Genomic DNA, 25,676 nt, shown 5'->3' with positions numbered 1-25,676 from the left:
AAGCATAAACAATATGTGAAATTACGGTTAAGGAATCCAACCTATATATCCATGTGATAATGACTATTTATTGCGCTTCTTTCATTAGATAGGCTGAAATCATTGAGCTAAAACTCATTAAAGCAAACACTAATAAAACGACTTGTTCACCATACCTGTGTGAAACAATACTGAATAAACCGCCTAATAATAGAAAAATGCCAATAATGCTATTCGACAGCGCAGTATAAATCGCCCGTTTATCCTGATCGGCAATATCGACTAAGTGAATTGAGCGGCCCATTCGAACACCTTCATAAGAGACCATAAGCGCAAATAATAAGGTCGGTAATGCCCAGTAAACTTCTAATAAGTGATAACTGGCTGCAATAACGGTAAGTAACAAGGCCAAACCAGCACTGAAACCTGACAAGAGTAAAACCTTCCTGCTGGAAATATCAGCAATACGTCCCCAGACATAGCCACTGACCAGACTGGCCAGGGAGGAGGCGAGTAATAAGCTTCCTAAGCCGCCGATATTGTTATTCAAGTGTTCAGCGTTTAATGCCAGCATAAACGGTGGCGCCAATGCTGTGGCGATAAGCAACGCTCGTGTCACAATAAAAAGTCTTAACTCCCTGTCTTTATAGAGATAAGAAAAATTTTGTTTAGCGATAATAAACAGACTACCCCCACCCTCTGTTGCACCTTTTTGCTCTTCCAATGTAGAAAATAAGGCGCTGGCAATGACCCAAAATCCTGCTGCAAAAAAAAGACCGATGGTGACCAACGTTAATTTATCAACGAGGTTGAGAGAAATCAGTACGGCATAGGCAATAACCAGTCCGGCTGACAAAGAAGAAGCCGTTCCGGTTGCTGTGCCACGTTTAGATTTACTGACTGTTTTACCCAATACGTCTTTATAAGAGACTGAACACATACTGCGTGACAGGGCCAAAAGACCTAATAAACACACAATTGTAATACCGAGCAGGGTTCCTTCCAGACTGAGAACGGCAATGCCCATGCCTGCTGCACACATACCCTGAATAAAACTCCCTAAGACCCAGGCATATTTACGCAAAGGCAAAGAGCGAATGGTATTGGCGATAAACAACTGTGGTAACAGGGAACCTGCTTCGCGAATCGGAACTAATAAACCGATAAAATAAGCAGGTGCACCTAGCGTCGTCAGAATCCAACTCAAAATTAGTTTTGGATTAACAAAGGCATCCGCAGATTTTGTTAATGACAGAGAGATAATATGAGTTGAGAAATTTCTGGGCTGCTCATCACATGCTTGTTCTGGTATATCTTTGCATGCTCGCCCATCATCCTCAGAGGTGAGTGTATTCCATGCTAGCTGTGCAGCCGTTTCAGTGAAATCTTGTTCTTGTTTTGACACGGTTAAGAGGCGTTCCTGTTTTAAGGGCAAGTTTTAATCTTCATCGACGTCATCTGTATCAATTTGACCTGAGATACGACGACGAATATGTGACCAAGACATTCCTACTGCTAAAACCGCGGCAATCAGGAATAAGGCGATATAGCTAAGAATCGAGAAATCGTTGATACCTAATAAACCCAGATCAACCAGCCACCAGATGATAATGGCAAAAAAGGCTAAAGCCAGTAACAAGCCAAGTCCGCCTAAAGAACGGAAGGTCGCTCTAAGGTAAATCGTCCAGCCAATTAGCAATAACACTGTTGTCATCGCAAACGGTGGAGTTTTAAATGTGCCCTGACCAAAGAAAGCGTCTTGTGCCCAGTGGTAATAGCTATAGCCGCTTGGGTTATAACTGACAAAAACTAAAAGCAAAGCAAATAGAAAACGAAGTAAAAAGCTCTGGAAGTTAAAGCGTTGAGCCATGTGATTTCCTTTTTATTTATCGTTTTGGTGATTGGGAATACATCATAGCGTTTGTTTTATGTTTAGCAATCCTGAGCTAAGCAATATAAGAGTGAAACGTAAAGATCAGTGAATCTCAAAATCAGTGAATGTCAGGTCAGCAGATTGTTCTGTGACTTCAATTAATGTGACCTCAGCAAACCGCGGGCCTTGATTGGCCCAGTTGAGCATGTCTTCCAGTTGCTGAGTTTCACCTTGAATGAGTAATTCTACCCGACCATCAGCTAGATTTCTGACCCAGCCGGTTACACCGAGTTTATGCGCTTGTTGCTGGGCCGAGTAGCGGTAACTGACGCCTTGAACCCGGCCACTGATTAAACAATGTTTTTGCTTTATTCCCATTCAATCGTGGCGGGTGGCTTGCCTGAGATATCATAAACAACCCTAGAAATACCGGCTGTTTCATTAATGATACGACGTGAAACAAGATCCAGAAAATCATAAGGCAGATTGGCCCAGCGGGCTGTCATGAAATCAATCGTTTCTACAGCGCGTAGTGATACGACATAGTCGTAACGGCGACCATCACCCATCACACCGACTGATTTCACAGGAAGGAATACAGCAAATGCCTGGCTGGTCTTATCGTACAGGTCGTGTTTACGTAGTTCTTCGATAAAGATGTTGTCTGCTTTACGTAATAAATCCGCAAATTCTTTTTTCACTTCACCAAGAATACGTACACCTAACCCCGGACCTGGGAAGGGGTGACGGTAAACCATATCTGAAGGCAGACCAAGTTCCACACCCAGTTTACGTACTTCATCTTTGAACAACTCACGTAACGGTTCAACCAGTTTGAGTTTCATATGTTCAGGCAGGCCACCGACATTATGGTGAGTCTTGATAACGTGAGCTTTACCGGTTTTGGCTGCTGCAGACTCAATGACATCTGGATAGATAGTGCCTTGAGCCAGCCATTTCACATTTTTTAATTTTGCTGATTCTTCATCAAATACTTCAACAAAGACACGGCCAATAATTTTACGTTTCTTCTCCGGATCTGCTTCACCCGCTAACTCATTCAGGAAACGATCTTCGGCATCGACACGAATCACTCGAATACCCATGTGTTTAGCAAACATCGCCATAACCTGATCACCTTCGTTTTCACGAAGCAGACCATTATCAACGAAGACACAGGTTAACTGGTCACCAATGGCTTTATGCAGAAGAGCAGCCACAACGGATGAGTCGACGCCACCTGATAATCCAAGCAATACTTCGTCATCACCGACCTGTTCGCGGATAGCTTTGATGCTGTCTTCGATGATATTGGCTGAAGTCCATAAACATTCACAGCCACAGATATCGACAAGGAAACGCTCAATCATACGCTGACCTTGTGTGGTATGCGTGACTTCGGGATGGAATTGAACACCATAAAAGCGACGATCTTCATCGGCCATACCGGCGATAGGTGCGCTATCGGTGCTGGCGATGACTTTAAAACCTTCAGGTAATTCAGAAACGCGATCACCATGACTCATCCAGACATCCAACATGCCCCAGCCTTCAGCAGTAGTATGATCTTCAATATCGCGAAGTAATTCAGAATGGCCTCGAGCACGAATCTGTGCATAACCGAATTCACGATGATTTGATGACTCTACAGCGCCGCCCAGCTGGGCAGCCATGGTTTGCATGCCATAACAAATGCCGAATACCGGCAGTCCCATTTCAAAGACGATTTGTGGGGCACTTGGCGCGGCTTCGCCGATGGTTGAGTCCGGGCCACCCGACAGAATAATGCCTTTAGGATTGAATTCACGAATCTCGGCTTCGGTGATTTCCGGATTACGAAGTTCACAATACACGCCGGCTTCACGAATACGACGCGCGATTAATTGCGTGTACTGCGAGCCAAAATCAAGGATAAGAATACGATGGTCGTGAATATTGCTGGTCATTGAGGTATTTTCAACTCTGTTAAATAACAACAGCCCCAGAAAGGGGCAGTTGTGAATGGTTTAGTTAACGCGGTAGTTCGGTGCTTCTTTGATGATGGTGACGTCATGAACATGACTTTCACTCATTCCGGCAGAAGTGACTTTAACGAATTGCGGTTTGGTGCGCATATCTTCAATCGTCGCTGAACCGGTGTAACCCATGCTGGCACGGATGCCACCGATAAGCTGATGAATGACGGCGCTCAGGCTGCCTTTAAACGGTACGCGGCCTTCAATACCTTCTGGGACAAGTTTGTCTGCTTCGCTGGATTCCTGGAAGTAACGATCACTTGAGCCTTGTTTTTGCTGCATAGCGCCCATCGAACCCATACCGCGGTAGGACTTGTATGAACGACCTTGATAAAGTTCGACTTCACCCGGTGCTTCTTCAGTACCGGCAAACATACCGCCGATCATGATGGTGTGTGCACCGGCAACCAGTGCTTTTGCTATATCACCTGAGAAACGAATACCACCGTCAGCGATAACTGGAATACCTGTACCTTCTAACGCTTTTGCTACATTACTGATGGCGCTGATTTGAGGAACGCCGACACCCGCAACAATACGTGTTGTACAAATTGAGCCAGGACCAATACCCACTTTAACTGCATCGGCACCCGCTTCAACCAAGGCCAAAGCCGCTTCAGCAGTAGCAATGTTGCCACCAATGACCTGAACCTGAGGGAAATTTTGTTTTACCCATTTGACCTGATCCAGAACACCTTGTGAATGGCCATGAGCGGTATCGACAACGATAACATCAACACCAGCAGCGGCTAAGGCTTCAACGCGTGTATTACTTTCCGCACCAATACCGACAGCAGCACCTACACGTAAACGCTCCTGATCATCTTTAGACGCCAGTGGGTTATCTGTTTGTTTTTGGATATCTTTGACAGTAATCATGCCAGTCAGATGGAAGTTATCATCAGTAACCAGCACTTTCTCTATACGGTTGGTATGTAAAAGACTTAATACTTCTTCACGCGAAGCGTCTTCTTTTACGGTGACCAGTTTGTCTTTTTTAGTCATGATTTCAGAAACAGGGTTGTCGTAATGCGTTTCAAAACGCAGATCACGACTTGTAACAATACCAACCAGATCATCACCATCAACAACAGGTACACCAGAGATATTATGTGAACGGGTCAGTTCAACCACTTCACCAATGGTAGTGTTTGGTGACACAGTGATGGGATTACGAACAACACCGCTTTCAAATTTTTTGACCTTACGGACTTCATTAGCCTGTTGTTCGATAGTCATGTTTTTATGCAGAATCCCCAAACCACCTTCCTGAGCCATAGCGATAGCTAAACGACTTTCGGTGACGGTATCCATAGCTGCAGAGAGCAAGGGGATGTTAATAGTGATATCACGTGTTAACTTGGTGGTTAAATTGACATCACGTGGGAGAACGTTTGAGTACGCAGGTAGGAGTAATACGTCATCAAACGTCAGGGCTTCTTGAGCAATTCTCATCGGGCACGTTCCTGAAATTACCTGTAATATGATCGTGCAATTATATCAGGAATATCTAGTGTTATGGCAGTACAATCTACATCTAATCAAACAAGCGCATTAGCAAATCGCGCAGTGAAAGATGTGTACCCGGTTTCACGTTTAGTCAGAGAAGCCCGTGTGCTGCTGGAAGGCTCATTTCCATTGATTTGGGTTGAAGGCGAGATATCAAATTTGGCCATGCCCGCCTCAGGACACATTTACTTCACTTTAAAAGACGAAGCCGCGCAAGTTCGTTGTGCCATGTTTCGTAATCGTAATAATCAACTGCGCTTCACGCCTGAAAATGGCATGCAGGTTTTGTTGCGGGTGCGGGTTAGCTTATACGAGGGGCGTGGTGAGTTTCAGCTCATTATTGAGCATATGGAAGAGGCGGGGAGTGGTGCTTTACAGCGAGCTTATGAAGCTCTAAAACATCGGCTTGGGCAAGAAGGTCTGTTTGATCAGGCGCACAAAAAAACATTACCAATATTACCTAAATCCATAGGCATTATTTCATCGCCAGACGGCGCGGCTGTGCATGATATCGTCAGTGTGCTGAAACGCCGTTTTCCAGCCGTTGATGTGGTGTTATATCCCGTCGCAGTTCAAGGCGAAAATGCAGCAGGACAATTAGTGGCCGCCGTTAAACTCGCGGACCAGCGACGTGATTGTGATGTCATCATTATTGGTCGGGGTGGTGGCTCGCTGGAAGATCTATGGAGCTTTAATGATGAGCAGTTAGCAAGGGCCATTTTTGCTTGTGAGTTGCCCATTATTTCTGCTGTTGGACATGAGATTGATTTTACGATTTGTGATTTTGTCGCAGATGTCAGGGCGCCAACACCATCAGCTGCTGCAGAGTTAGCCGTGCCGGATGCGCAACAATATGTGTTGAGTTTTCAGCGCTATCAGCAGCAATTAACGCATATTATTCGCCAACGCCTGATCACTGATCAACGTCATTTACAACATTTGCATAGAGCATTACCCAGACCTGAGCTGATATTACGTCAACAAACTCAGTGGCTAACGCAACAAAAGCGCATGCTGGATTCTGCCTGGCGCCGGTACCTGCTCAACTATCAGCAGAAGCTGGACTATTTATCCGTCAGATTAAAACATCCCAAAGCGCAGATTGATAAACAGCGATCTGCACTCAACAGTCTGTCTCACCGTTTACAGACTGCCTTCAGAACACAACAAAAAAGCGTCTACCAACAATTTCAGTCTTTGCAATTCAGATTGCAGAGACAAGTGCCACTACCACAGATAGATGAACAACAGAAGTTGGTGCAAACGTTGGCGAAACAGAATCAACGCTTGATCCTGCAACAACTTCAGCAAGCAAAACAGTTTCTGGCACAGCAGATGCGAACATTGGCCGCTGTTAGTCCATTAAATACCTTGGATCGTGGATATAGCATTACGAGCAAGCGTGATTCCGGCGAAGTCATTACAACGGCGGCGGCCGTCAGCCCCGGTGATGAAGTGTTAATACGTTTACATAAAGGACTGCTGAGTTGTGAGGTGAAGAAAGTTGATGAAAAGTAGAGCATGGTTATTTTCAGTTTTATTATTAATCTGCTCGGACGTTTTGGCTAAATTACCCGAGCAATCTGCCGTGCCGGGCGGAGTAATGATTTTATCTGTAGGGAATAGTCAACAAACAAAACCAGATGTGTATTTTGAAGATAAGCCGGTCATGGTCGTGAAAGCGGATGGACTCTGGCATGCCGTTGTTGGCATTCCATTATCGGCCAAAGCAGGTACTTTACGTATCGTAGTAAAGCGTGGAGAAGAGAGAAGTACTCAGTTATTTTCGATTAAGGATAAACAGTATCCGACGCAATACATTACGGTGAAGGATGAGCGGAAAGTAAATCCGAATTCATTAGATATGAAACGTATTAATCAGGAATCCAGCCGTATTCATCAAGCGTTAACAGCATGGACTGAGACCAATAATGAACCTGTTAACTTTGTCTGGCCAATAAAAGGCCGGGTAAGTGGCTTATTTGGTCGTCGTCGGGTCTTTAATGGCGAACCCAGAAATCCGCATCGTGGAATGGATATCGCTGCTAAAACCGGAACCCCAATTCATGCACCTGCTGCGGGAATTGTCAGAGGAACGGGCAATTACTTTTTTAATGGTAATACGGTATTTATTGATCACGGCCAAGGGTTGATAACTATGTTTTGTCACTTAAGCCGTATTAATGTGAAAGATGGTGAGACAGTTAAACAGGGCGATATTATCGGTGCCGTAGGGGCAACCGGCCGAGTAACAGGGCCTCACTTACATCTTGGTGTTAGCCTTAATGACGAGCGTGTTGAGCCACGGCTATTTTTCCCGCCGGAGTCTGAACTGAAAAAATAGATCAGAGATAAGGGAGCAATAGTTGGGTTAGCTGAGCGAAGTCGATCGGTTTGGTCACATAGGCTGTAAATAGACCTTGTGCAGAGTCTTTATTTTCTTGCATAGCCGCAGCCGTTAGGGCAATAACAGCGATATCTTTAAATTCAGCTGAATTTTTGAGTATTTTTGTTGCTTCAATACCTGACATTCCAGGTAAATTAATATCCATTAATATGAGATCAGGGCGCTGTTGTTTGATGAAGTCGAGGCCTTCTTCAGCGGATATACAATTATGAAAGGTTACATTAGGGTAGCGTGAGAAGAAGACTTCTATCAGACGAATGTTTGCCGGATTGTCTTCGATGTAAAGCACGTGCCGGGGTTTTGTATTAATGTTTGTATCTTTTCGGCGTGATGAAACTGGCTTTTTGACGGGCTCTAAAGCTGGACGCTGATCTGATTGCCAGGCTGGTTGCTGTGTGGATAAAGGAAGCTCGATCCAGAAGCTACTGCCTTGACTTTCCGTACTGGCAAAGTCAATTTTACCCCCCATCGCTTCGATGAGGCGTTTACTGATACTGAGGCCCACGCCACTACCTTCAATATTGGCATATTCTTGCCCCAATCGTTCAAAGGCGGTGAATACATGGGCTTGTTTGCTGATTGGAATGCCATGACCGGTATCGGTGATTGTCATTTTTAAACAGCCATTTTGTGGCAGCAGTCGTGTGCTGATAATGACCTGCCCACCGGCTTTATTGTATTTAATGGCGTTACTGACTAAATTGATGAAGACTTGCTTTAGTTTGGTCAGATCGGCAACTACCACGGTGTCATTGTGTTCTGGCAGGGTGATGTCTACATTATATTTTTTTGCCATCGTTTCCAACATTGGTAAACAAGCATCAAAAATATGTTTGATCGGAATATGCTCAGTAGATAACTGAATATTACCTGACTCGATTTTTGATAGTTCGAGTACGTCATTAATCAGATTTAACAAGTGTTCGCCACTTTCAATGATCTGTTTGATTTGATGGCGTTGTTGTTCTGAAGCTGGCGTATCATTATCTGTCAGAAGCAGTTGAGAAAAACCTAAAATACCGTTTAAAGGGGTTCTGAGTTCATGACTCATGGCGGATAAAAATTCAGATTTAGCTTTATTAGCACGTTCAGCTTCTAATTTGGCTTGGATTAAGGCCTTTTGTTCCGCTTTTTGTCTGGAAATATCCCGAGCAATACCGGTAAAAAAATGTTTTTCATCCCATTTGAAATGGCTGATGGTTAATTCAATGGGAAAAATGGTGCCACTTTTATGAAGTGCTTCTAATTCTATCGGTTTGCCAATAATCCGGCTTTCATCGGTGGATAAAAACCGTGACATTCCCAATTGATGCATATCTCGATAACTGGCAGGCATTAATGCCGTTATGTTCTGGCCGATAATTTCATCGGCTTCGTAACCATAGAGCTGTACCGATGCTTTATTGAAGCTGACAATAATGCCATTACCATCGATAGTAATGACACTATCAATAGTATTGTCGAGTAATGTCTGCAGTTTGAGACTTTCCTGTTTCGCGGTCGCTTCTAAAGCAGAACGGTTCTCCAACTCTTGTTTTATTGATTCAGTTTTGGTTTGGATCTCTTCTGTTAATATCCGGTTATGGTGGCGTTTGAACAAATAGAAAATAATGATGACAAGGCTAAGACTGCCAAGGATCATCACCAGCCATTTAAACATCAGAACTTCATTGTCAGGTTCTGTGTAGATAAACTCATCCAGATCTCGTTGTTTCTTGTTAATTCCCAAGCTCTCGTAAACGTCAGCAATTTGTTTCCAGCGACTGACCGTGATATGACCAAACTCGACCGTTGGATAAAGACTAAGCTTTAATAATTGTTCTGCTTCATAGTGAACATGAGCAGGTGTTTTATGTTGAGGATTATATTTCTCCAGAACCAAATCGATGATTTCATCAGTGTGTTCGGCGGTGTATGTCCACCCTTGATAGGTCGCGTTTCGAAACGCATCTACCAGATCTGGGTTGTCATCAATATATTGTTCAGTTGTAAAGAGGATGTCACTGTAGAAATTAATGCCATAATCCCTTGGTGAAATAACCCTATAGGGTTCATTCTGTTCTTGCATGTAAAAGGGTTCATTGGAAATATAGGCTGTGACACCATCGATGCGACCACTGATCAGATCATTGAGGTAGTTTTTACTGGGGGGAACAAAATTTATCTTAGACGTATCAACATGCTGCTGCAGAAAAATAGCTGTTAAATCATCAGCTTCAGATTGCCGGGTGATGGTTCTGCCGATAAAATCTGCTGCAGAATAAATACCAGAGTCAGCTTTAACTAACCATACATATGGACTACTTTGAAAGGTGGCTCCCAATGCGACAAAGGGACGGCCTTTCATATATTCCATCACTATTCCGGTGCCGGATATGCCAAAGTCGACATTTCCATTTTCCACTTCATCGTAGGGATGGTTATAACCGCTAAGTATCTCTACATCCAACCCTGCCTGACGGTAAAATCCTTTCTCTTTGGCAGCATAGATTCCTGCGAACTGAAACTGATGTTCCCAGTGAAGTTTTATCGTGACATGCTTAAGATCGTTATTTTTTGTATTTTCTTCAGCGTATGCTGCACTACTGTAAAAAAATACAGAAATAATGAAAAGCCATTTTAAATTCATAGACATAGCCAAAGTAGATCTGTTTCTATGGTAACTGAACAGATTACTCTTCCGCTAGTAATGTCACATCCTGAAATCACGGCCCAGATAGACACTTAACACATTTTTATCTTTAAGAATGTCTTCAGGCGTTCCACGGGCAATTACTTCACCTTCGTTAAAGATATAAGCTCGTTGACAAACTTTGAGCGTTTCACGGACGTTATGATCAGTGATTAATATACCAATCCCTCGTGCTGCCAATTCTTGAATGATACCTTGAATATCCAGAACTGAAATCGGGTCTACGCCAGCAAAAGGTTCGTCTAATAAAATGAATTGAGGATCCATCGCGAGTGCACGGGCAATCTCTACACGTCTTCGTTCACCCCCTGATAAAGCCATGCCTTTTGAGTGACGGATATGTTCAATATGGAAGTCTTTTAGTAACTGTTCGAGTAGTTGTTGTTTGGAGAGATCATTCAGTTCAGTGCGGGTCTCAATGATGCCATAAAGGTTATCTTCCACACTGAGCTTACGAAAAACCGAGGCTTCCTGAGGCAAATAACCAATGCCCAGTTTAGCTCGATCATGGATGGCATAATGGGTAAGTTCTTGTTGATCGAGATAAATATAACCGTGATCAACGGGCACTAAACCAACAATCATATAAAAGCTGGTTGTTTTACCGGCGCCATTAGGGCCCAACAAACCTACAATTTCACCACTATTAACGTCCAGTGATATATCTTTAACGACTTGCCTATCGCCATATTGCTTAGCAAGCTGATGGGCTGAAAGGATACTCATTAGTTGTCAATCGCTTCTAGATAATAATCATTCACCCAACCAATCACGGTCTCTCCATTGAGCGTACCTCTGACTTGGGCCCAGCCTTGTTGGCGGCTTAAAACGATCACACGAAGATTTTGGTCGAGAGTGCCCAGACGTTGATAACCTGTTCCTGGACCTGTGCGGACATTCAAACGGCTGGTGGTAATAACTTCAGGGTATTCCTTAACTGACAATGGTGCTTCAGCAGCAGGTTTGGGTGTTGTCGGTGTGGCATCTTCAGCTTGAACGGGTGCTTTTTCAGCAGGCGCGGCTACTTCAGGCGTGTCAACCGGTTTAGGATTAGGCGTGGTTGGCTTAGCTTTTTTCTGCTGCGTCATGGGTTGGATGATCATGTGGATACGACCTGAATCATGCGTTTCGCCACCCACATTCACAGGTGCAGAGTTAGCACTAACAACATTTTTAGCGATGTCATACTCTATACGATTACCGATGAATTCATCACCATTTTGCCAGACGTGACCTTCACCAATCAGATAAATTTTTTGCTTATCTGCATAATATTCCATACGAATCGCTTTCGCTTTGACAGGTGATTCGCCTGGCTTGTGAACTTGTTGATAGGTGGCCAGTTTCCCTACTGCGACAGCCTTGGTCAGCTGTTTATTTTCATTGTAGTAAAACGTGATGATATCACCAGTGATTTTTAATGTACCCTGCGTGAGGATAGCATCCCCTTTGTATTGGGTTACACCTTCCTGATCATCCATCTGAGCATGGTCGGCTTCGATATTAATCGGCTTTTCACGGTCACTCGGCAACGCCCAACTGATTGCTGGTAACATCAAACATACCGTTAATAACTTAGTTAGCAGGTGCATCATATTGTCCTTTCACCCTGGAATGCAGGTTAATGGTTTCATCATTCATATCTGCATGTAAACCTACTGAGTCAGTATCGCCATTTGGGGTTTTGATGGTGACAGCATGGTCGGTATATGCAGTATTGTATTGTGTGTCTAAAGTTAACTTATCGGTCAGCATTTTAAATGCCGGATCGTTCTCATTAGTGATAATAACATTTCCTGTTAACAGGATAGTTTTGTTATCACCCTGGGTGTGACCATGATCTGAGGTGATGACCCACGAGTCTTTACCCGGTTTTAAGAATTCTGCAATGGGATCAATGATTTCAGTACTGTCATCGGCTGGATAATGAGCCATTTCTTTACCTTTGATAACCCTGGCCGGTGTGCCATTGATATCCATGATCGTCATTGTAAAATCAGTCATTGCGTAATCACTGCTGCGATGAATATCGTTCTTTTCAGCTTCAACAGGTTCGTTTTCGCCTGACAATAGGAGCCAGATGCTCAGGATGGCTACCAGAGGCAATAAGATGCGTAGATAACGAGGTAGATTAAAAATGGCGTTCAATTTGGTCTTGCAGGTTTCCCTGTCCTTCCATTATCAACTCACACACTTCACGAGCAGCACCGTGCCCCCCTTTTGAGGTGGTAATAAAGTGAGCATGTTTTTTTACAATCGGGTCAGCATCTTGAACCGCTATGGCGAGTCCAACACGACTCATGATAGATAAGTCTACCCAATCATCGCCAACATAGGCACATTCTTCCGGCGATAATTTAAGTTCTTTTATCAGTTGCTGGAAAACCGGCAGTTTTACTCGTTGGCCCTGATAAACGTATTTTATACCTAAACTTTGCATTCGATGTTCAACTGTACGGGAGGTGCGGCCAGTAATAATGGCAATTTCAACACCAGTATATTGCAACAGTTTCATCCCATGTCCGTCGCGTGAATGGAAGGCTTTGTATTCTTCACCATTATCACCAATGATGATTTGACCATTGGTTAACACACCGTCCACATCGAATACGACGAGTTTTACCTTTTTTGCTTTTTCTAAAATATCTTGCATGAGTTTCTCTTAAACGACGCCTGCCCGAAGCAGATCGTGCATATTAATCGCACCACATAATTGCTGCTGTTTATCCACTATCAGTAAGGCATTAATTTTAAACCGCTGCATTAATTCTAATGCTTCGGCGGCCAGCATCTCAGCCGTCCCCGTTTTACACTGCCGCGTCATATAGTCTGACAATTTTTCTGTATGAATGTTTATTTCCTGAGATAACACCCGGCGTAAGTCGCCATCAGTGAATACGCCCAGAATGTGTTGTTTTTCATCGACCACTGCCGTCATGCCCAGACCTTTGTTGGTCATTTCAATCAATGCTTCACTGATGAGAGCATGTTCATTGATTTCGGGGATAGCATCTCCAGTATGCATAATGTCAGAAACGCGAAGTAATAAACGACGTCCTAACAAGCCGCCCGGGTGAGAGCGGGCAAAATCTTCAGCTGTAAAACCACGGGTTTCGAGTAAAGCTACTGCCAGGGCATCTCCCATTACCAAAGCTGCTGTGGTGCTTGAGGTTGGGGCAAGACCTAGTGGACAGGCTTCTCGCGCAACACTCACATCTATATGCGCTGTCGCACAGGTCGCTAAAGTCGATTCAGGTCTGCCTGTCATGGCGATAAATGGAATGCCCAGGCGTTTAATCAATGGCAGGATGGTCAGAATTTCACTGGTTTCACCAGAGTTGGATAGAGCAAGGACGACGTCTTTATCGGTAATCATCCCCAAATCACCATGGCTGGCTTCGCCGGGATGAACAAAAAACGCGGGAGTGCCGGTGCTAGCAAGCGTCGCAGCTAATTTACTGCCAATATGACCTGATTTGCCCATACCAATGACGACTACGCGTCCCTGGCAGTTGAGCATAAACTCACAGGCACGCATGAAGTCTTCATTGATACGTTCATGTAATGCCTGAATAGCCTCAATTTCCGTATCAATCACAGCTTTGGCAAGTGTGCTGAGTTTTTCTTTATCGATCACGTTTAACTTAATCCTGGTGTGTTTTGATAAACAAGCAAGCCATTGTATGTGACATAAACGACTAACATCAGTACACCGGCAACACGGCCAATTCGCCCATTCTGGCTGAAACGGGCGAAGCAGTATAGGCCGACGGATAATCCAATCATGAAAGGAATATCTCTGTAAAGTAACATAGGATCAATGTGGGAAGGCGCAATCAATCCAGGCATGGCCAATACCGCGAGAATATTAAATATATTAGAACCCAGAATGTTACCGACGGCGATGTCATGTTCATTTTTCAATGCCGACACAACAGATGCGGCCAGCTCAGGTAAGCTGGTACCAATAGCGACCACTGTCAGACCAATGATTAAGTCACTGACGCCAAGCAGGTGAGCAATACCTGTTGCACCCCATACTAGGGATTTAGATCCGATTAACAACGCGATAAGGCCAATCACAAAATAAAATGTCGCCTGTTTCCCGGTCATTTTAGTGGTGCCGTATTCTGCTTCAAACTCTGCTTCCAACGGATCCTGCTTATTACTCCCTTTGATAGCTAACCAAGCCATTCCGGCCAAGGTAATAATAAATCCGCTGAATAGGATAATGCCGTCCATCCTATTCAATTCACCATCGAGTAATAATACTAATGACAATGCCATCACGAACAATAAGACGGGAAATTCACGTTTTAAAGTGTCAGAATGCACGGTCAAAGGGGCAATAAGTAAGGTGATAGCCAGTACCAGACCAATATTGGTAATGTTAGAGCCAATGGCATTACCAATACCCAAAGCCGGAGCACCGTCGATAGCAGCCAGTGCTGAAACCAACATTTCTGGGGCGGATGTGCCAAAACCAACAATGGTAAGACCAACGATTAGCGGTGATACACCAAAATTGGTGGCGATGTTTGCGGCTCCATCAACAAATCGATCTGCTCCCCAAATCAAAATCACGAATCCAGCGATAATGGCTGATATAAACAGAATAGTTGTCATGAGTTTCCATGTGGATTAAATGTTAATTTTAGATATGAAAAAGCCGGGATATACCCGGCTAATCATTATAAGGACTCGCTTGCGACTTGTCGTTAGATCATTCGTCAAACAAATCAAAATCATCATCACTAGTTGGAGGATGACCGTCATGGACAAGATATTCTCGATGCTGAAGATAGGCATCTCTTACATAGCTGTATTCATCTGAAGCTGCTGCTTCATCAAGTACTTTTTCAGCTTTTAATAAATTGGCACGGTTATCAACTATGCGAACACCACGGAATGCATTACGAGCACCAGGACCCTCAACATAGGTCACGGGATCAGTGTAGTAATCACCTACCAGACCAAATGAGTCACGTACCGTTCTTGGTCCGAAAAATGGCAGCACGATATAAGCACCTGGTTCTACTCCCCAAGCTCCTAACGTTTGGCCAAAATCTTCATTATTTTTGTAGTTACCACTGAGGCTAGCCACATCAAAAATACCGGCGACACCAACCGTTGTATTCAATACAAAACGGCCAGTATCGTTAGCCGCTTGTTTAAATTTGAACTGTAATAAATCGTTGATAATCACAGTGATGTCGTTGAGGTTACTAAAAAAGTTGCTCACGCCTTGGCTAAGTGGGGCAGGCATTACCGTGTCGTATCCCTTAGCTACAGGTTTCAGGATGGCTTTATCCACTGTGTCGTTAAACTTGTACATTGCACGGTTATATCCCTCAAGAGGGTCTTTGGGATTGTTGCTTGTGGCACAGCCAGTGAGCAGCAATACTGTTGCCAAAAAACCGAGTTTGAAAACTGAGCTCAGGGTAGACATCGAATTATGATCCTTTAAATTTTATTCTTATCGACCCGAGAAATAATCGCACGCGGACTTATAGCAATGCAAGTCATCTGTTGCGTTTATGACATGGTAATGTGAACTGAGTTGCAAAAAAACAACAGGACGGATTTTAAAGACACCAAAATGAGTGATTTGTGATATCGGTATCTTCCAGTTTACTGCTCTGCTGATTATTGAACATGAAGTCTGAAAATACTCTTGTACAGGCCATCCAGCTATGATTTTTTGCATACTCAATACAATCGTCAGCAGACAGTGTTAAGGCTTTTTTCGCAGCTGTTGTGAGATCGTCATCAAGAAATCCGGTCACCCCCTGTTGTACGATGTCAGCCGGTCCTGTGACAGGGTAGGCTGCGATGGGAACTCCGCAGGCCATCGCTTCCAGTAATACCAGACCGAAAGTATCTGTCTTACTTGGGAAAACAAAGACATCTGCTGCAGCGACATAAGAGGCGAGCTCTCTGCCAAATTTAGCTCCAGTAAAGGTAACGTCAGGATATTTTTGCTGCAGGTGTTCGAGATCCGGGCCATCACCCACCACCACCTTATTACCGTCAATGTCTAACTGCAGAAAGGCTTCAATATTTTTCTCAATAGCTACGCGTCCCATATTCATAAACACAGGACCGGTTAAACCAAGCTGTTTTGGATTATCAGGTGAGAATATATCTGTGTCCACACCTCGTCCCCATACTTCAACATTCTTGAAACCATGAGAAATCAGACGTTGCTTTTGAGAGGCTGTTGGAACCAGTGTATGCACGGCTTTGCCATGAAAACGTCGAAACCAGGCATAACTCCATCTCAATGGAATGGGAAGGCGCAAACGGACATATTCAGGGAACTGCGTATGATAAGAGGTGGTAAATTGCACATCGTTTTTAATACACCATCTTCTTGCTGCCATCCCTAAAGGACCTTCAGTAGCAATATGGACGGCATTAGCCTGATAGGAATCGAGTAATTTACTAACCTTTCTGCCTGGAAATAACGATAATGGAATGCTCGGATAAGTCGGGCAGGGGACAGTCTTAAACTGTTCAGGGGTAATTAGATGAACATCGTGACCCAGCTCGATTAAATGTTTACGGGTCTGCTTCAGGGTGCGTACCACCCCATTTACCTGAGGTTCCCAGGCATCGGTGATGATGACGATTTTCATTAGGCTGCCTGAGCGATGGCTTGTGGTTGTTCGATGATGTCGGCCCAGTACAAAATTTCCATTTTGCCATTAGGGTGTTCAACTAAAGCTGTACAGCTTTCTACCCAGTCACCACAGTTGAAGTAATCGACATTATTAATACGAGTGATTTCTGCGCGATGAATATGACCACAAACAACACCATCAACTCCTTGTTTGGCTGCTTCATGGGCCACCGCTTCTTCAAAATTACTGATGTACTGCACCGCATTTTTCACTTTATGTTTTAAGAATGCTGCCAGTGACCAGTAAGAGAAACCCATTTTACGGCGAACATAATTAACAAGCCGGTTCGCTCTCAGCAGATAGTCATAGAGTCGTCCGCCTAATTTTGCCAGTAAGGGAGAAATTTTGACCACACTGTCGAATTGATCACCATGCAGAATGAGCAGTTTTTTACCATCCGCCGTGGTGTGAATCATTTCATTTTGAATTTCGATATTACCGAATACCGCGCCATTGAAATCACGCAATAACTCATCATGATTGCCAGGTACGTAGATGACTTTGGTGTTATGTTTTGCTTTACCTAATAAGGTACGGACAACGTTGTTATGTGCCTGAGGCCAAAACATACGTTTTTTCATTTCCCAGACGTCAACAATATCTCCTACCAGGTATAAATAATCGCATTCGACCTTATGCAAAAAATCCAGTAAAAAGTCTGCGCTGCAACCACGAAATCCCAGATGGATATCAGAAATCCAGACGCTGCGAACTTTTAACTTCTCTTTATGACTCACTTGTGTTTGCATAATGTGTCGTTTCCTTAGTATTTTGAGGGCACACTATCGAATAAATATTGCAGCATGATGAATATTATGTTGCAGAATGATGACGATAACTTATTGAATTAATTGTCGTATCATTAAACAACAGCCAAAATTGAGACGCCCAATGAGCAATCCATTATTAGAAAATTATGTATTACCGCCTTTCTCTGAGATTAAACCTGAGCATGTTGAGCCTGCGGTGACGCAAGCCATCAGTCAGGCTCGGCAAGCAGTAGATAAACTACTCACTCAAGTCAGTCATCCGACATGGGAAACCCTTGTCGAGCCGATGGAAGATATCGATGTATCAATTGATCGTGTCTGGTCGCCGGTGAGTCACATGAATTCAGTGGTGAATTCTGATGAGTTAAGAAAAGCCTACAATGCGTGTTTGCCTATGCTGAGTGAGTTCGGTACCGAGCTGGGTCAGAATGAAGACCTGTATCGCGCATATAAACAATTGGCTGAGAGTGAGGCTTATCAGTCACTCGATACGGCTCAGAAAAAAGTCATTGATAATGCGGTCAGGGATTTCCGTTTATCCGGGGTTGAGCTAAATCAGGCCGATCGCGATGAATATAAAAATATCACGCAAAAACTGACCGAATTGAGTGCTAAGTTTGAAGAAAATCTGATGGATGCGACACACGGTTGGAAAAAGCATGTTACGGATAAAGAATTGTTATCTGGATTACCCGAATCCACCATTGCCATGGCAGAGCAATTCGCCAAACGTGATAATGTTGATGGCTGGGTGTTCACACTGGATTTCCCGTCTTATATGCCGGTCATGTCTTATGCGGATAATCGTGAATTCCGCGAAGAAATGTACACCGCATTTGCGACCAAAGCCTCTGACCAGGGACCGAATGCCGGACAGTGGGACAATACGCAGGTCATGGCGGATATTCTCAAACTTCGTCATCGTTTAGCTAACTTACTTGGCTTTGCTAACCATGCTGAGCGATCACTGGCAACAAAAATGGCACAAAGTCCGGAACAAGTCATGGACTTTCTGACTGATCTGGCCGAGCGTAGTAAACCGATTGCGGTTAAAGAATTTGAAGAACTGAAAGTCTTCGCAAAAGAAACAGCAGGCATGGATGAATTACAAGCTTGGGATGTCACTTACTTTGCTGAGAAATTACGCCAGCAGCGCTACAGCATTTCTCAGGAAGAGTTAAAGCCATACTTTCCCGAAGATAAAGTCGTCAGTGGCTTATTTGCTGTCGTCAACCGCCTATATGGTTTGGTTATCAGTGAACGTACCGATATTGATACCTGGCATAAAGATGTCCGCTTCTTTGAAATTCGCGAATCAAACGGCAACTTACGTGGTCAGTTTTATCTGGATTTATATGCTCGCCAGCACAAACGTGGTGGCGCTTGGATGGATGAATGTCTGGTGCGTCGGAAAACGGCCAAGGGGCTGCAAACGCCAGTGGCTTTCCTGACCTGTAATTTCTCTGAGCCTGTCGGTGATAAACCAGCCTTATTTACCCATGATGAAGTTACGACCTTATTCCATGAATTTGGTCATGGTCTGCATCATATGCTGACAAAAATTGATTATGCGGGTGTGTCAGGAATTAATGGTGTGGCTTGGGATGCGGTCGAGTTACCTAGTCAGTTTATGGAAAACTGGTGTTGGGAAAGAGAAGCCTTAGATCTCATTTCTGGTCATTATGAAACCGGTGAAAAACTGCCTGAAGAACTGTATGAAAAAATGATTGCGGCGCGTAATTTCCAGTCAGCGATGATGATGGTGCGTCAGCTCGAATTCTCTATTTTTGATTTCCGTTTGCATCTGGAATTTGATCCAGAAGGTGGAAATCAAGTGGATAAAATTCTGGCCGAAGTACGCGATCAGGTTGCCGTGGTACAGCCACCAAAATTTAATCGCTTTGCTCATAGCTTTGGTCATATCTTTGCTGGTGGTTATGCCGCTGGTTATTACAGCTATAAGTGGGCAGAAGTATTATCAGCCGATGCATTTTCTAAGTTTGAAGAAAAAGGCATTTTTGATCGCGAAACGGGGCTGGAATTTTTGAATAATATTCTGGAGCAGGGCGGTTCAAAAGAACCGATGGAATTATTTATTGCATTCCGTGGCCGCGAGCCTGAAATAGATGCCTTATTAAGACATTCTGGTATTGCTGCATAAATAAAAAAAGGGCCGAAAGGCCCTTTTTTATTCTATCGCGTTATTTTTATTAAGAGTTTGCACAAATCTGCACAGTTTGTTGTGCTGACTGGATAATGGTCATCACTTCATCTTTAGAAATTTTGCCAGCATCAATATCTTTTTTAAGTTCTTCATTCAGGGCTTGTGTGGCTTGTGCGACATCACCGCCTTTCGCAACAGGCATAATCGCTTTTTCGCGATATTTTTCAGGGAAGATGCCTAAGCCTTCCAGCTGACATCCTGCCATTTTCTGCACATAAGCATCGGCTTCTCTTTTAATTGCCGCTGCACTCAGATCGGGTCTGTCCATACCGAGCTTTTTGATCACCATGGGACGGAGTTGCTCACTGTAGTGTTTTTTGTAGGCTTCTTCATGCTCTGCATCTACAGCAAACGCCTGTTGTGCAAGAAAAAGCAGAGGGATTAAAGCAAGGTATTTTTTCATTATCTATTCTCTCTTAAATATAGGTCATTTTCAGCTAGAGACTGATCAGGCTGAACAATAAATCGCTCACAGTCAATTTATATTTGCATGCTCAAGCTCAAGTGATATCAATAATGAAAACCAAATACTATGATCGTCAGCGTCTTTGAAAAACAGACGTCGAAGATTTCGCCCAACTGAGTTTGTTTCTCCGTAGTAATTACGGTACTGAAAAATGCGACTATTTTTTAGTTTTCTTTTTATCTTTGGCTTTTTTCTTGTCTTTTTTAGCGGACTTATCTTTTTTAGATTTTTTATCTTTATTTTTGGTTTTGTCGGCTTTTGATTTTTTCTTATCTTTGCTTTTGACTTTTTTAGGTTTTTCTTCAGTTAAGGCATCTGCTGTTTGAGCACTTTGGGCTGGATTTTCATTTGAGCTGGAAGGGAAGGCATCCATACCGAGTTGACGAAACCGAGCAGCCCAATAACGTACCTGACCGATAGTCAGTCCAGTTTGTGTTGCTGCCTGCATTTGACTGGCACCGCTATGGAGAGCAAGTAAAACATTGGCTCGAGCACTATAGTCATTGGTGGAAGCAGCTATCGTTTTACAGCGTTTAACCTGGGCTGGGGTGAGTAATTTTTTGCGGGGACTGCTTACCTGTTCTGTGCTTGTCATTGTCAACTCCATAAAGTGACCGAAAAAGAACTAAATAGCGGCTATATCAAAATATTACGATTATGAATGAAGCGTATGACATTTTTGTGACAAATGAAATGGTGAGAAAAACTTAATTGTTTACTGGCATTAAAAAAGGGCTATTTGCCCTTTTTTATTTGAGTACATTTCTACTCAGCGTAGTTGACTGTCTTTACTGCCTCGCCGGTTAAACATACTAGCGGCTTTATTTTCGTTATCTATTTCCTGCTGGCATTTTACACACAGGTAAACGCCTGGAATGGCTTTACGGCGACCTTCAGGTATTTCAGCATCGCATTCTTCACAATGCGTCAGACTTTCGCCTTGTGGTAAACGTGAGCGCGCTTGTTGAATCGCGTCATCAACACTGGCATCTATTTGATCTTGTACTGCCCCATCTCGGGACCATCCTCCAGCCATAACAACCTCCAACTGACTGATTTAATTATTTTTCATTATAGGCCTAAGTTATCTTAGACCCAATAGTCATTATTCAAGAGACTTTTTTGCCTAGCCGTTGTTTCCAGCGATAGATCGGGTACCAAGTCTGTCCGAGAATATGTCGTGGTAGCCGAACTGTTGTGCCGTATTCGGCAGGCCAGTAATTTCCTGAGAGATGATAGGTACCGAATAAGCGATCAAACAACACTGTGTGAGCTGAGTAGTTGGTATCAATAGCCGGTTTCTCTGAGCTGTGATGCCAATGATGGAATTGTGGTGTGACAAAAAGATACTTGAGGGGGCCAAAAGGAATATCCACATTACAGTGAATCAGAATGGCCTGAAGAGCAGCAAAGGTGACGTATATATTTAATGCCGACTCATCCGCACCCAGTAAATAGAGTGGGATCATTACCATGGCACGTTCGGAAAATACCTGCACAAAATGACCACGAGATCCTGCTAACCAGTCCAGATGTTCAACAGAGTGATGAACTGCATGAATAGGCCAGAGACTTTTAACTTCATGATAGGCCCGATGCTCCCAATACAATACAAAGTCTGCTGCCAGGACGATTAATATGACTTGCAACCAAACGGGCATAGCTTGAACGGCAGACTGCACCGATGGACTCACGGCCCAATCAAAATGGCTGGCATGATAGTTGGCAAAAATCAAAATCGCGGAGATAGCCAGATGGTTAAAGCAGAAATAAAACATATCGATTCCCCACTCAGGCGGGTGATAACTTGATCTCGATATTTGGGAAACAGCTTTTCCATTGTCATGAAAATAGCAACGGAACCCAAAAAGGCCAGGATTAACCAATCGATGCCCAAAGATAATTCTTTTGGCTCTACATTACCGATAGGGATGCTGTAACCACCTAAAGCAAAGCCGATTAAGGTTAAAGTGATAGCGCCTAAACCATACGCTTTGTATTTGCCCTTGTTTAAGACAAAGGTCAATACAGCAAAAAATAATGAGAAATACATAGCGTATTTCAAAACTTGTTGTAACTGCTCAGCATCATAGACCTCGCGCAGAGCGGCGGTTGTTAAATAAGCTGGATATAGATAGGCCAGTACGGCCAAAAGGCTTAATACACTGAGTGTAAACGATAAATAACAGCTAATTCGACCCTCGCCAAAACGGAATTCTTTCGCTGGATTTTTTTCAATCTGTCTCGATTGATATTGGTAATGTTCTGTCATGATTTGAGCTGAGATTATTAAACTTGGCAGACATAATGTCGGTATTACTGAATTTCTTCAATATGCTTAGCGACGACTCTAATATGAGTTGAGTAGCAAAAAGGCGTGTTTTAGATAGATACTTTAGTATTATGGCTTTAGCCGATCTTTGTTATCCAGTAAGATTCTGACGTAAGCTCATCAGAGCTTGAATCTGTAGTTAACTGAGTATCTGAATGAAATACACCGATTTACGTGACTTTATCAATGGCCTGGAGCAGCAGGGTGAATTAAAACGGATTAAAACCGAAGTCGATCCAGCACTGGAAATGACGGAAATTGCTGATCGCGTATTACGAGCCGGTGGTCCGGCATTACTGTTTGAAAATCCGAAAGGATCTAATATTCCTGCGTTAGTGAATCTGTTTGGTACACCCAAACGAGTGGCGATGGGAATGGGAGAAGACTCTGTCGAGGCTTTACGTGAAATCGGTAAGTTACTCGCTTTTCTGAAAGAACCTGAACCACCCAAGGGCATGAAAGATGCGTGGGAGAAACTCCCCATCTTTAAAAAAGTGCTGACCATGTCACCCAAGCTAGTCAAAAAGGCAGCGTGTCAGGAGTTGGTGCTTCAAGGCGATGATATTGATTTGGCAAAGTATCCAATCCAACTATGTTGGCCGGAAGATGCCGCGCCTTTAATTACCTGGGGGCTGGTGGTGACCAAAGGCCCGCACAAGGAACGGCAGAACTTGGGCATTTATCGCCAACAAGTCATCGGCAAAAATCGAGTGATTATGCGCTGGTTATCACATCGTGGCGGTGCACTGGATTTTAAAGAGTGGCAACAGACCCATCCGGGAGAGCCGTTTCCTATTAGCGTGGTTTTGGGTTGCGATCCAGCCACCATTTTAGGTGCTGTCACACCTGTGCCTGATACTTTGTCCGAATATGCTTTTGCAGGGTTACTGCGTGGCAGTAAAACCGAATTAGTCAAATGTATGGGTAATGATTTACAAGTACCGGCTAATGCGGAAATTGTACTGGAAGGCTTTATTTATCCCGATGATATGGCACCAGAAGGGCCGTATGGCGATCATACGGGTTATTACAATGAAGTGGATAGCTTTCCTGTCTTTACTATCGAACGAATAACACAACGCCAGAATCCGATTTACCACAGTACCTATACCGGTCGCCCACCAGATGAACCGGCTATTCTTGGTGTTGCCCTGAATGAAGTGTTTGTGCCGATATTACAAAAACAATTTCCAGAAATTGTTGATTTCTATCTACCACCAGAAGGCTGTTCTTACCGAATGGCGGTGGTGAGTATGAAAAAACAGTATCCCGGCCATGCCAAACGCGTGATGATGGGCGTATGGTCTTTCCTGCGTCAGTTTATGTACACCAAGTTTGTGATTGTGGTGGATGATGATGTCAATGTAAGAGACTGGAAAGATGTGATTTGGGCGATCACCACGCGGATGGATCCTGCCCGGGATACCACGCTGGTAGAAAATACACCCATCGATTATTTAGACTTTGCTTCGCCGGTCTCAGGACTGGGTTCTAAAATGGGTATGGATGCCACCAATAAACTGCCTGGTGAAACCGATAGAGAATGGGGACGGCCGATCGTGCGAGATGCTGAAGTGGTCAAACGCATTGATGCTATATGGGATGAGCTCGGTTTAAGTAGCGATTAAAGTCAATTGATCGGCATCAAATAGGCTAAAGCAAAATAGACGATATTTAATATCGATAAGGCAATAATCAGATAAAGCGTGATTTTCATGCCAAGAACACGCTTCTTTATATCCTGGTTTTTGATGCCAATAGCATGAATGATCCGACCGGTTAGCAATGTGATGCCAGCAAGGTGAATTATCCAGTTATACACCACAATATTTTCCAGTAGAAACATCAAAATTAAGGTGATCGGAATATATTCGGTAGCATTTCCCTGGGCACGGACAGCGGCTTGTAATTCATCATTACCACCGTCGCCCAAGCCGATTTTATGCTTGCGACGGACGGCGATAACGCCCAGTGATAATTTAACAATCAGTAAGGCGCAGAGGCTGGCATACAATGCTGTAATCATAATGACTTTCCTTGTTTGTTAGTGGCCATCAGTGTTCCCTGTGACCCAATGTCCACCTTCATTCGTAAACTCTTTTTTCCAGAACGGTGCTTTGTACTTCAGCTCTTCAATTAACCAGTCACAAGCATCCAGCGCGGCACGACGATGCGCTGACCAGCAAGCAATGACGACAATGGCATCTCCGGGATGGACTTCCCCGACACGATGAACTATCAGACAATCGAGTAATGGCCATTTTTGCCTCGCCATATCTTCTAACTTTTCCAGGTAGCGGGCGGTCATCGCTGGGTAATGTTCAAGCACCATCTTTTTTATATCAGTACGATCACTAAAGTCTCGCATAGAACCGATAAAGCTGGCCGTCGCGCCATACTGACCTGCTAAGTTCTGCGCTGACTGTTGCTCAGCAATGATTTGCCACGGCTCAATAAGATGGTCACTTACCCAACTCGCCATATTAGCCTCCGGTTACCGGTGGGAAAAAGGCGACTTCATCGCCGTCTTGTACTGGTGTGTTGAGTTTTGCGTAGTCTAAATTGATAGCGACAAGCAGATTATCCGGCACAGGCTTATTTTGGGTGGCCTGATTCCATGCATCTAGAGCGGTACTGGCAGTAGTCAGTTCCATATCGGCTTGACCGAGTTTTTCTCGAAGACTGGCAAAAAATTTGACTTGAATACTCATCTGGTTGATCGTTTC

The 25,676-nt window shown here is 43.8% G+C and carries 27 protein-coding genes; 4 read left to right on the top strand and 23 right to left on the bottom strand.

What is annotated here, in order from left to right; all coding sequences use genetic code 11:
- Window positions 1-67 precede the first annotated feature (67 nt).
- The 5 genes from MAMP_RS14860 to guaB all read right to left on the bottom strand — a co-directional run bounded on the left by MAMP_RS14860 (window position 68) and on the right by guaB (window position 5,322).
- Window positions 68-1,384, bottom strand: coding sequence for an MFS transporter (locus MAMP_RS14860; RefSeq protein ID WP_007146920.1), 1,317 nt, complete (start codon window positions 1,382-1,384; stop codon window positions 68-70).
- A gap of 33 nt (window positions 1,385-1,417) precedes the next feature.
- Window positions 1,418-1,849 (bottom strand): DUF6524 family protein, encoded by a 432-nt coding sequence (locus MAMP_RS14855; protein ID WP_007146919.1) that lies wholly within the window; start codon window positions 1,847-1,849, stop codon window positions 1,418-1,420.
- 105 nt (window positions 1,850-1,954) lie between these two features.
- Window positions 1,955-2,230, bottom strand: coding sequence for an acylphosphatase (locus tag MAMP_RS14850; protein ID WP_007146918.1), 276 nt, complete (start codon window positions 2,228-2,230; stop codon window positions 1,955-1,957).
- Window positions 2,221-3,798, bottom strand: a complete 1,578-nt coding sequence (gene guaA, locus MAMP_RS14845) for a glutamine-hydrolyzing GMP synthase (RefSeq protein WP_007146917.1) — start codon at window positions 3,796-3,798, stop codon at window positions 2,221-2,223. The genes MAMP_RS14850 and guaA overlap by 10 nt, the downstream gene beginning before the upstream one ends.
- Window positions 3,799-3,858: 60 nt before the next feature.
- Window positions 3,859-5,322 carry an IMP dehydrogenase gene (guaB, locus tag MAMP_RS14840; RefSeq protein WP_007146916.1) on the bottom strand — a complete coding sequence of 488 codons (1,464 nt, stop codon included), beginning with the start codon at window positions 5,320-5,322 and terminating at the stop codon, window positions 3,859-3,861.
- Between the two features lie 63 nt (window positions 5,323-5,385).
- On the opposite strand from guaB, the gene xseA reads away from it, so the two are divergent.
- Both xseA and MAMP_RS14830 read left to right on the top strand, forming a co-directional pair.
- Window positions 5,386-6,894 carry an exodeoxyribonuclease VII large subunit gene (xseA, locus tag MAMP_RS14835; RefSeq protein ID WP_007146915.1) on the top strand — a complete coding sequence of 503 codons (1,509 nt, stop codon included), beginning with the start codon at window positions 5,386-5,388 and terminating at the stop codon, window positions 6,892-6,894.
- Complete coding sequence (locus MAMP_RS14830; RefSeq protein WP_007146914.1) at window positions 6,884-7,720, top strand: peptidoglycan DD-metalloendopeptidase family protein; 837 nt, start codon at window positions 6,884-6,886, stop codon at window positions 7,718-7,720. The genes xseA and MAMP_RS14830 overlap by 11 nt, the downstream gene beginning before the upstream one ends.
- A 1-nt stretch (window position 7,721) precedes the next feature.
- Here MAMP_RS14830 and MAMP_RS14825 read toward each other — a convergent pair whose 3' ends face one another.
- The 10 genes from MAMP_RS14825 to MAMP_RS14780 all read right to left on the bottom strand — a co-directional run bounded on the left by MAMP_RS14825 (window position 7,722) and on the right by MAMP_RS14780 (window position 17,907).
- A complete protein-coding gene (locus MAMP_RS14825) occupies window positions 7,722-10,412 on the bottom strand; it encodes an ABC transporter substrate-binding protein (RefSeq protein ID WP_007146913.1) in 2,691 nt (896 codons plus the stop codon).
- Window positions 10,413-10,475: 63 nt separating this feature from the next.
- On the bottom strand, window positions 10,476-11,201 hold the full coding sequence (gene lptB / locus MAMP_RS14820) for an LPS export ABC transporter ATP-binding protein (protein ID WP_007146912.1): 726 nt from the start codon (window positions 11,199-11,201) through the stop codon (window positions 10,476-10,478).
- A complete protein-coding gene (gene lptA / locus MAMP_RS14815) occupies window positions 11,201-12,067 on the bottom strand; it encodes a lipopolysaccharide transport periplasmic protein LptA (RefSeq protein WP_139031945.1) in 867 nt (288 codons plus the stop codon). The genes lptB and lptA overlap by 1 nt, the downstream gene beginning before the upstream one ends.
- Window positions 12,051-12,623 carry an LPS export ABC transporter periplasmic protein LptC gene (gene lptC / locus MAMP_RS14810; protein WP_040576635.1) on the bottom strand — a complete coding sequence of 191 codons (573 nt, stop codon included), beginning with the start codon at window positions 12,621-12,623 and terminating at the stop codon, window positions 12,051-12,053. Before lptC ends, lptA begins: the two co-directional genes overlap by 17 nt.
- Entirely contained in the window at window positions 12,607-13,128 is a 522-nt protein-coding gene (gene kdsC, locus MAMP_RS14805; RefSeq protein WP_007146909.1) for a 3-deoxy-manno-octulosonate-8-phosphatase KdsC, read from the bottom strand. The genes lptC and kdsC overlap by 17 nt, the downstream gene beginning before the upstream one ends.
- Before the next feature lie 9 nt (window positions 13,129-13,137).
- Window positions 13,138-14,112: a KpsF/GutQ family sugar-phosphate isomerase gene (locus MAMP_RS14800; RefSeq protein ID WP_007146908.1), complete on the bottom strand. Its 975-nt coding sequence runs from the start codon at window positions 14,110-14,112 to the stop codon at window positions 13,138-13,140.
- A 2-nt stretch (window positions 14,113-14,114) separates the two neighbouring features.
- Window positions 14,115-15,101 (bottom strand): calcium/sodium antiporter, encoded by a 987-nt coding sequence (locus MAMP_RS14795; RefSeq protein WP_007146907.1) that lies wholly within the window; start codon window positions 15,099-15,101, stop codon window positions 14,115-14,117.
- Window positions 15,102-15,198: 97 nt separating this feature from the next.
- Window positions 15,199-15,924, bottom strand: coding sequence for an MlaA family lipoprotein (locus MAMP_RS14790; RefSeq protein ID WP_007146906.1), 726 nt, complete (start codon window positions 15,922-15,924; stop codon window positions 15,199-15,201).
- Between the two features lie 136 nt (window positions 15,925-16,060).
- Window positions 16,061-17,113: a glycosyltransferase family 4 protein gene (locus MAMP_RS14785; RefSeq protein WP_007146905.1), complete on the bottom strand. Its 1,053-nt coding sequence runs from the start codon at window positions 17,111-17,113 to the stop codon at window positions 16,061-16,063.
- Entirely contained in the window at window positions 17,113-17,907 is a 795-nt protein-coding gene (locus MAMP_RS14780) for a UDP-2,3-diacylglucosamine diphosphatase (RefSeq protein WP_007146904.1), read from the bottom strand. Before MAMP_RS14780 ends, MAMP_RS14785 begins: the two co-directional genes overlap by 1 nt.
- 142 nt (window positions 17,908-18,049) lie before the next feature.
- Here MAMP_RS14780 and prlC point away from each other — a divergent pair, with 142 nt between their 5' ends.
- Entirely contained in the window at window positions 18,050-20,089 is a 2,040-nt protein-coding gene (prlC, locus tag MAMP_RS14775; protein ID WP_007146903.1) for an oligopeptidase A, read from the top strand.
- Window positions 20,090-20,138: 49 nt separating this feature from the next.
- On the opposite strand, the gene MAMP_RS14770 is transcribed toward prlC, so the two are convergent.
- From MAMP_RS14770 to MAMP_RS16330, 5 genes are all read right to left on the bottom strand, one after another.
- Window positions 20,139-20,555 (bottom strand): hypothetical protein, encoded by a 417-nt coding sequence (locus MAMP_RS14770; RefSeq protein WP_007146902.1) that lies wholly within the window; start codon window positions 20,553-20,555, stop codon window positions 20,139-20,141.
- Window positions 20,556-20,775: 220 nt separating this feature from the next.
- Complete coding sequence (locus MAMP_RS14765) at window positions 20,776-21,213, bottom strand: helix-turn-helix domain-containing protein (protein ID WP_007146901.1); 438 nt, start codon at window positions 21,211-21,213, stop codon at window positions 20,776-20,778.
- A gap of 174 nt (window positions 21,214-21,387) precedes the next feature.
- Complete coding sequence (locus tag MAMP_RS14760) at window positions 21,388-21,654, bottom strand: DksA/TraR family C4-type zinc finger protein (protein ID WP_007146900.1); 267 nt, start codon at window positions 21,652-21,654, stop codon at window positions 21,388-21,390.
- Window positions 21,655-21,727: 73 nt separating this feature from the next.
- Window positions 21,728-22,396, bottom strand: a complete 669-nt coding sequence (locus tag MAMP_RS16335; RefSeq protein ID WP_007146899.1) for a sterol desaturase family protein — start codon at window positions 22,394-22,396, stop codon at window positions 21,728-21,730.
- Window positions 22,351-22,890, bottom strand: a complete 540-nt coding sequence (locus MAMP_RS16330; RefSeq protein WP_007146898.1) for a hypothetical protein — start codon at window positions 22,888-22,890, stop codon at window positions 22,351-22,353. The genes MAMP_RS16335 and MAMP_RS16330 overlap by 46 nt, the downstream gene beginning before the upstream one ends.
- 215 nt (window positions 22,891-23,105) lie before the next feature.
- Here MAMP_RS16330 and ubiD point away from each other — a divergent pair, with 215 nt between their 5' ends.
- On the top strand, window positions 23,106-24,578 hold the full coding sequence (ubiD, locus tag MAMP_RS14750) for a 4-hydroxy-3-polyprenylbenzoate decarboxylase (protein WP_007146897.1): 1,473 nt from the start codon (window positions 23,106-23,108) through the stop codon (window positions 24,576-24,578).
- Between the two features lie 2 nt (window positions 24,579-24,580).
- Here ubiD and MAMP_RS14745 read toward each other — a convergent pair whose 3' ends face one another.
- Genes MAMP_RS14745 through moaD form a run of 3 tightly spaced genes read right to left on the bottom strand, consistent with a single transcriptional unit; the run spans window position 24,581 to window position 25,661 of the window.
- Window positions 24,581-24,976, bottom strand: a complete 396-nt coding sequence (locus tag MAMP_RS14745) for an MAPEG family protein (RefSeq protein ID WP_007146896.1) — start codon at window positions 24,974-24,976, stop codon at window positions 24,581-24,583.
- An 18-nt stretch (window positions 24,977-24,994) separates the two neighbouring features.
- Window positions 24,995-25,432, bottom strand: coding sequence for a molybdenum cofactor biosynthesis protein MoaE (locus MAMP_RS14740; protein WP_007146895.1), 438 nt, complete (start codon window positions 25,430-25,432; stop codon window positions 24,995-24,997).
- 1 nt (window position 25,433) lies between these two features.
- Entirely contained in the window at window positions 25,434-25,661 is a 228-nt protein-coding gene (gene moaD / locus MAMP_RS14735; RefSeq protein WP_007146894.1) for a molybdopterin converting factor subunit 1, read from the bottom strand.
- Window positions 25,662-25,676 lie beyond the last annotated feature (15 nt).

The organism is Methylophaga thalassica MP, assembly GCF_000214595.1.
Taxonomy (GTDB): Bacteria; Pseudomonadota; Gammaproteobacteria; order Nitrosococcales; family Methylophagaceae; genus Methylophaga; species Methylophaga thalassica.
This window is presented reverse-complemented; position numbering and strand designations above follow the sequence as displayed.

What these genes read in the sequence shown, in the direction of transcription:
- MAMP_RS14855 (WP_007146919.1), bottom strand. Translation starts at nt 1,849, where the DNA reads ATGGCTCAACGCTTTAACTTCCAGAGCTTTTTACTTCGTTTTCTATTT.
- MAMP_RS14850 (WP_007146918.1), bottom strand. Translation starts at nt 2,230, where the DNA reads ATGGGAATAAAGCAAAAACATTGTTTAATCAGTGGCCGGGTTCAAGGC.
- guaA (WP_007146917.1), bottom strand. Translation starts at nt 3,798, where the DNA reads ATGACCAGCAATATTCACGACCATCGTATTCTTATCCTTGATTTTGGC.
- guaB (WP_007146916.1), bottom strand. Translation starts at nt 5,322, where the DNA reads ATGAGAATTGCTCAAGAAGCCCTGACGTTTGATGACGTATTACTCCTA.
- xseA (WP_007146915.1), top strand. Translation starts at nt 5,386, where the DNA reads ATGGCAGTACAATCTACATCTAATCAAACAAGCGCATTAGCAAATCGC.
- MAMP_RS14830 (WP_007146914.1), top strand. Translation starts at nt 6,884, where the DNA reads ATGAAAAGTAGAGCATGGTTATTTTCAGTTTTATTATTAATCTGCTCG.
- MAMP_RS14825 (WP_007146913.1), bottom strand. Translation starts at nt 10,412, where the DNA reads ATGAATTTAAAATGGCTTTTCATTATTTCTGTATTTTTTTACAGTAGT.
- lptB (WP_007146912.1), bottom strand. Translation starts at nt 11,201, where the DNA reads ATGAGTATCCTTTCAGCCCATCAGCTTGCTAAGCAATATGGCGATAGG.
- lptA (WP_139031945.1), bottom strand. Translation starts at nt 12,067, where the DNA reads ATGCACCTGCTAACTAAGTTATTAACGGTATGTTTGATGTTACCAGCA.
- kdsC (WP_007146909.1), bottom strand. Translation starts at nt 13,128, where the DNA reads ATGCAAGATATTTTAGAAAAAGCAAAAAAGGTAAAACTCGTCGTATTC.
- MAMP_RS14795 (WP_007146907.1), bottom strand. Translation starts at nt 15,101, where the DNA reads ATGACAACTATTCTGTTTATATCAGCCATTATCGCTGGATTCGTGATT.
- MAMP_RS14790 (WP_007146906.1), bottom strand. Translation starts at nt 15,924, where the DNA reads ATGTCTACCCTGAGCTCAGTTTTCAAACTCGGTTTTTTGGCAACAGTA.
- MAMP_RS14785 (WP_007146905.1), bottom strand. Translation starts at nt 17,113, where the DNA reads ATGAAAATCGTCATCATCACCGATGCCTGGGAACCTCAGGTAAATGGG.
- MAMP_RS14780 (WP_007146904.1), bottom strand. Translation starts at nt 17,907, where the DNA reads ATGCAAACACAAGTGAGTCATAAAGAGAAGTTAAAAGTTCGCAGCGTC.
- prlC (WP_007146903.1), top strand. Translation starts at nt 18,050, where the DNA reads ATGAGCAATCCATTATTAGAAAATTATGTATTACCGCCTTTCTCTGAG.
- MAMP_RS14770 (WP_007146902.1), bottom strand. Translation starts at nt 20,555, where the DNA reads ATGAAAAAATACCTTGCTTTAATCCCTCTGCTTTTTCTTGCACAACAG.
- MAMP_RS14765 (WP_007146901.1), bottom strand. Translation starts at nt 21,213, where the DNA reads ATGACAAGCACAGAACAGGTAAGCAGTCCCCGCAAAAAATTACTCACC.
- MAMP_RS14760 (WP_007146900.1), bottom strand. Translation starts at nt 21,654, where the DNA reads ATGGCTGGAGGATGGTCCCGAGATGGGGCAGTACAAGATCAAATAGAT.
- MAMP_RS16335 (WP_007146899.1), bottom strand. Translation starts at nt 22,396, where the DNA reads ATGTTTTATTTCTGCTTTAACCATCTGGCTATCTCCGCGATTTTGATT.
- MAMP_RS16330 (WP_007146898.1), bottom strand. Translation starts at nt 22,890, where the DNA reads ATGACAGAACATTACCAATATCAATCGAGACAGATTGAAAAAAATCCA.
- ubiD (WP_007146897.1), top strand. Translation starts at nt 23,106, where the DNA reads ATGAAATACACCGATTTACGTGACTTTATCAATGGCCTGGAGCAGCAG.
- MAMP_RS14745 (WP_007146896.1), bottom strand. Translation starts at nt 24,976, where the DNA reads ATGATTACAGCATTGTATGCCAGCCTCTGCGCCTTACTGATTGTTAAA.
- MAMP_RS14740 (WP_007146895.1), bottom strand. Translation starts at nt 25,432, where the DNA reads ATGGCGAGTTGGGTAAGTGACCATCTTATTGAGCCGTGGCAAATCATT.
- moaD (WP_007146894.1), bottom strand. Translation starts at nt 25,661, where the DNA reads ATGAGTATTCAAGTCAAATTTTTTGCCAGTCTTCGAGAAAAACTCGGT.